Origin of the sequence: Arsukibacterium sp., assembly GCF_036735525.1 — a bacterium.
Lineage (GTDB): Bacteria > Pseudomonadota > Gammaproteobacteria > Enterobacterales > Alteromonadaceae > Alishewanella.
In genome coordinates, this window is record NZ_DAINOE010000132.1 from 1 (window position 1) to 4,840 (window position 4,840).

3 protein-coding genes are annotated in these 4,840 nt (G+C 47.9%); all 3 read right to left on the bottom strand.

What is annotated here, in order from left to right; translation table 11 throughout:
- Positions 1-828: phosphopyruvate hydratase (gene eno, locus V7D78_RS15955; protein WP_442886666.1), on the bottom strand; the 828-nt coding region annotated here is incomplete at its 3' end.
- Positions 829-886: 58 nt separating this feature from the next.
- A complete protein-coding gene (locus tag V7D78_RS15960) occupies positions 887-2,524 on the bottom strand; it encodes a CTP synthase (protein ID WP_333609448.1) in 1,638 nt (545 codons plus the stop codon).
- Between the two features lie 209 nt (positions 2,525-2,733).
- A complete protein-coding gene (locus V7D78_RS15965; protein WP_333609449.1) occupies positions 2,734-4,479 on the bottom strand; it encodes a hypothetical protein in 1,746 nt (581 codons plus the stop codon).
- Between the last annotated feature and the right edge of the window lie 361 nt (positions 4,480-4,840).

Sequence of the window (4,840 nt, forward strand, 5' to 3'; positions counted from 1 at the left end):
CAGGTAGTCGTTAAAGCCATAAGAATCAAAGCTCTTATTCTCACCACCTAATACATATTTGCCATCTTTGTAAAACTCAGTGGCCGCACAGTCCAGTGCCAGCGTGATGTCTTTGTCCATCTGATAGCCGGCCGCTTTTACTGCTTCAACGATCACCGTTAAGGCTTCTTCATTCGATTTTAAATCTGGAGCAAAACCACCTTCATCACCGACAGCGGTGTTCAGGCCACGCTTTTGCAATTCTTTTTTCAGGCTGTGGAAAATCTCTGCACCCATGCGCAGGGCTTCAGCAAAGGTTTTGGCGCCAACCGGCTGTACCATAAACTCCTGAATATCTACGTTGTTATCTGCATGCTCGCCACCATTGATGATGTTCATCATCGGCACTGGCATAGAATACTGGCCAGGGGTGCAGTTTAAATCAGCAATATGCTGATACAGCGGGATCTTTTTATCTGCAGCGGCAGCGCGGGCAACCGCTAAGGATACGGCCAGTATGGCATTGGCACCCAGAGCGCTTTTAGTCTCAGTGCCGTCTAAGTCGATCATGATCTGATCTATTTCTGCCTGGTTATAGGCATTTTTGCCTTTCAGTGCCGCCTGTATGGCGCCATCAATATTGGCAACGGCTTTGGTTACGCCTTTACCTAAGTAACGGCCTTTGTCACCGTCGCGCAGCTCTAAGGCTTCACGCGAACCGGTAGAGGCACCAGATGGCGCACAACCACGGCCCATGGCACCGCTGGCTAAATACACATCGGCTTCTACTGTTGGGTTGCCGCGTGAATCCATAATTTCGCGGGCGATAATTTTTACTATCTCAGACATGCGTTAAATCCCCTGTGCTAAATCAAAAAAGCCGCGCAAAAAGCCCGGCTTACTATTGTTATACGCGCTGCTGTTTTTGCGCTTGAAAGGCGGCACCGACAAAAGCCTGAAACAGCGGATGACCATCACGTGGTGTCGAATTAAACTCCGGATGGAACTGCCCCGCCACAAAAAATGGGTGCGACGGTATTTCAATCATTTCCACCAGTTGATTATCGGCTGATAAGCCCGACACCACTAAGCCCGCCTCTTCTAATTGTGGCCGTAAGTGGTTATTCACTTCGTAGCGGTGACGATGCCGCTCCTGTATCACCGCTTTACCATAAATGTCACGGGCTTTGGTATTGGCAATCAGATTACAGTTTTGGCTGCCCAGGCGCATGGTGCCACCCAGATCTGAACTGTCATTACGTACTTCCACTGAGCCATCGGCATCACGCCATTCGGTAATCAATCCTACCACCGGATAAGGGGTGGCTTTGTTAAATTCGGTAGAATGCGCCCCCGCCATACCGGCGACATTACGGGCATATTCAATTAACGCCACCTGCATACCCAAGCAAATACCTAAATACGGTATGCGTTGCTCACGGGCATATTGCGCAGCCAAAATTTTGCCTTCAATACCACGCTCACCAAAGCCGCCAGGGACTAAAATACCATCCAGCCCGGCTAACACGCCGACGCCTTTGCTTTCAACATCTTGTGAATCAATATATTTAATATGTACGCTCACCCGGTTTTTCAGACCGGCATGGCCCAGGGCTTCGTTCACCGACTTATAGGCATCAGGCAGCTCAACATATTTACCGACCATACCAATGGTAATCTCGCCGGTTGGGTTAGACTCCTGATACAACACCTGCTCCCACTCTGCCAAATCGGCAGCCGGCGCATCCAGGTGAAAACGCCGGCAGACGAGATCATCCAGCCCTTGCGATTTTAACAGCGCCGGAATTTGGTAAATACTGGACACGTCTTTTAATGAGATAACGGCTTTTTCTTCAACGTTAGTAAACAGGGCAATTTTGGCCCGCTCGTTCGACGGAATAGGCCGGTCAGAACGGCACACCAGGATATCTGGTTGAATACCGATAGAACGCAGCTCTTTTACTGAATGCTGGGTAGGCTTGGTTTTAATTTCACCGGCAGTGCCCAGGTAAGGCACCAGCGTCAGGTGCATATATAAGGTGCGCTCGCGGCCCACTTCAGTACCCAGCTGACGGATAGCTTCTAAAAATGGCAGTGATTCGATATCACCGACAGTGCCGCCAATTTCTACAATAGCAATATCGTAGCCTTCAGCGCCCTTTACCACCCGTGATTTAATTTCGTTGGTAATATGTGGAATAACCTGAATAGTAGCCCCCAGGTAATCGCCACGGCGCTCGCGGCGCAATACATCGGCATAAATACGACCCTGGGTAAAGTTATTCAGCTTGGTCATCTTGGTGCGGATAAAGCGCTCATAATGGCCTAAATCCAAATCGGTCTCAGCGCCATCTTCGGTCACATAGACTTCACCATGCTGAATGGGGCTCATAGTGCCGGGGTCAACGTTGATATAAGGGTCCAATTTTAAGATAGTCACCTTAAGACCACGTGCTTCTAAAATGGCAGCCAGTGAAGCAGCAGCAATGCCTTTACCTAAAGATGAGACAACCCCACCCGTCACAAAGATATATCTTGTCGTCATATGACCCCAGAGACGCTATTGATAAATTGATATAACCAATAAAAACAATAAGGTAATGGCCGGTTATCATAATAAATAACGGCTGCTTACACAGATTGAAAGTTTGGTATCAGGACGGGAGCAAAGTATAGCAAAGGCGAAGGCAGCGCTCAATCTAAAGCGAACAATAATGCCGATTTAGATTGAGCAGGGCTGAGGCTATTTTACTGCTACTCTTGCAGCGCCTGCAGTAAGGCATCGTAGCTTTGTTGCAAAGCAGGAATATCAATATCTATAATTTTTTCCCAGGTTTTTCCCAAATCAGCTGTTCGAACCACATCACCTTCATGACACAACATATAAACCGTGTGTTGCAAAGTAAGCTCAGGCAAAAGGCTAGTGCAGCCATCAGGTACCTGCCCCATGGTTTTCCAGTTGCTCTTCACATTTACATCGTCGCCTTGCGACACATTCAGGTGTAAGTTACTACTCGCTTGCGCCTGAACACGCTCGCGGCTGACGGTCACTAAACGTCCATCGGCTAATTTTGCCGGTAAGCTGGCTTCAACACTTCTATCACCAAAGAAACCCAAACTGCGTTTTAACGGCGTCCAGCTCATACCGAAATCAGTGCTAATTAGCTGATCGCCGATACCATCCCACTGACTGACCGCCAATCCCAGCAAGGTGCCATCACGTTGCTGTGATAAGTTTACAAAGGCCTGCGATTTTTGTTGCTGCCAGGTCCTGCTATCTGGTTGGTAGCTATGTAGCTCAATATCGTTAAAAACCTGCAACTGCCCGGCTTGATCAATAGTGGCAAAAACACCTCCAGCCGCTCGTAAAAAACTTGCTGGGCGACGGGTAACCTGGCCAATTTTTTGCCAGTTTTCTGTAGGCTGGCTGAAGCTGTAAAGGGTATAAGCAGCTGACGATTGCGTCATAGCATAGTAACTATCCCTGCCCTGACGTAACCAGACAATCGCCTCAGCAGAACTGACCGGATTATAACGTTGCCAGTCGTCTGAGGGGGAAGCAGCAACAAATAATTGCCCACGCTCAGCGCCCACGGCTATCCATTCGCTGGCATCAACAACCGATGTCAATTGTGCATTAGTTGGTAAATTAAATTCCTGCCAATTGCCGGCCTTATCCTGAAAATGCAGGATACCAAAACGTGACATCATGGCACCTTGCCCCTGATGAGCTAGTGGCAGGCTGATATCACCCCAGGCATTTTGTCTGGCTTGTTCTGCTAATGTCTGCCGCAGGGATTGAAACGCATCCTCTTGCCAGCTCAGCTCCATGTCAAGATTTAAACCAGGCTGCAAATTTGGATATTTTTCAATAACAAAGCGCTGTAAATCCTCTTCAGGCAGGCGGGTAACAAAAGCCCGTTGTGAAGCGGCTATAGACCAAAAGCTTTCTGAGCGTACATTTAGTAAGGGTTGGAAAATGAGCGTGCCTAAATTGCTTAAGCGGCCTTGTTCGACCTTAAAAGTACCGGCGGCTCTGCGCACAGGCATGTTGATCCAGGATGACATATTGCCGTCACTATAAAAGGCATGCAGTACAGAAATAATATATTCACCATCTGGCATACTCCCCACGAACAGCTGGCTACTAACAACCCCTTCGGTGGAAGGACTTAACGTATACATGTCCGGAGACCAATCAACCTTGTCAGGATCAAAGCGCTTTTTTTCAGCCTGAGCTTTTAGCCGGGCGGCCTCTAACGCCGCATTTTTTAGCTGTTCCATATTATCCAGCCGCACAGCAATAACTTCGGTCCAGTTTTTATGATGGTTTGATAACCGACTGGTATTATTGACAACCTGCACAGCCACGACACCATGGCCAGTGGTTAGCGGGGCATTTCTGTCAATTTTAGTGGTATGAATAGGTGTAGTGGCACAGCCTGCCAGCAAGCTCAACAGCAATAGGCTTGCCATTTTTTTTATTATTAGCGGCTTCATTTAAATTAACACCCCTGAAAGCAAAATAGTTACATTTATGTTTTTACGAGGGACACATGTTAATATTAAAAATGTGAAATATACAATCAATTACTTACAAAACGTGACTTACCGAAAACAAGTTTGGCTTCTTTTTCAAAAACGCCCACGGGCTCTGCGTAAATGACTCTATTGCGCCCAAATTTAGCGCTAAAGTCGAGCCACGGCTTTAAGGTCCAGCGCATGCAGTGAGCGTGGCTGACGCAATAACATGGACTCCCCTCACTATCCGGCATCGATGTGCCACACTGAGAGTGTTGAATCAATCAGTCACAAGTGAGGGGAAGTCGCATGGAACAGTCTATACGTTGTGGGGTCGATA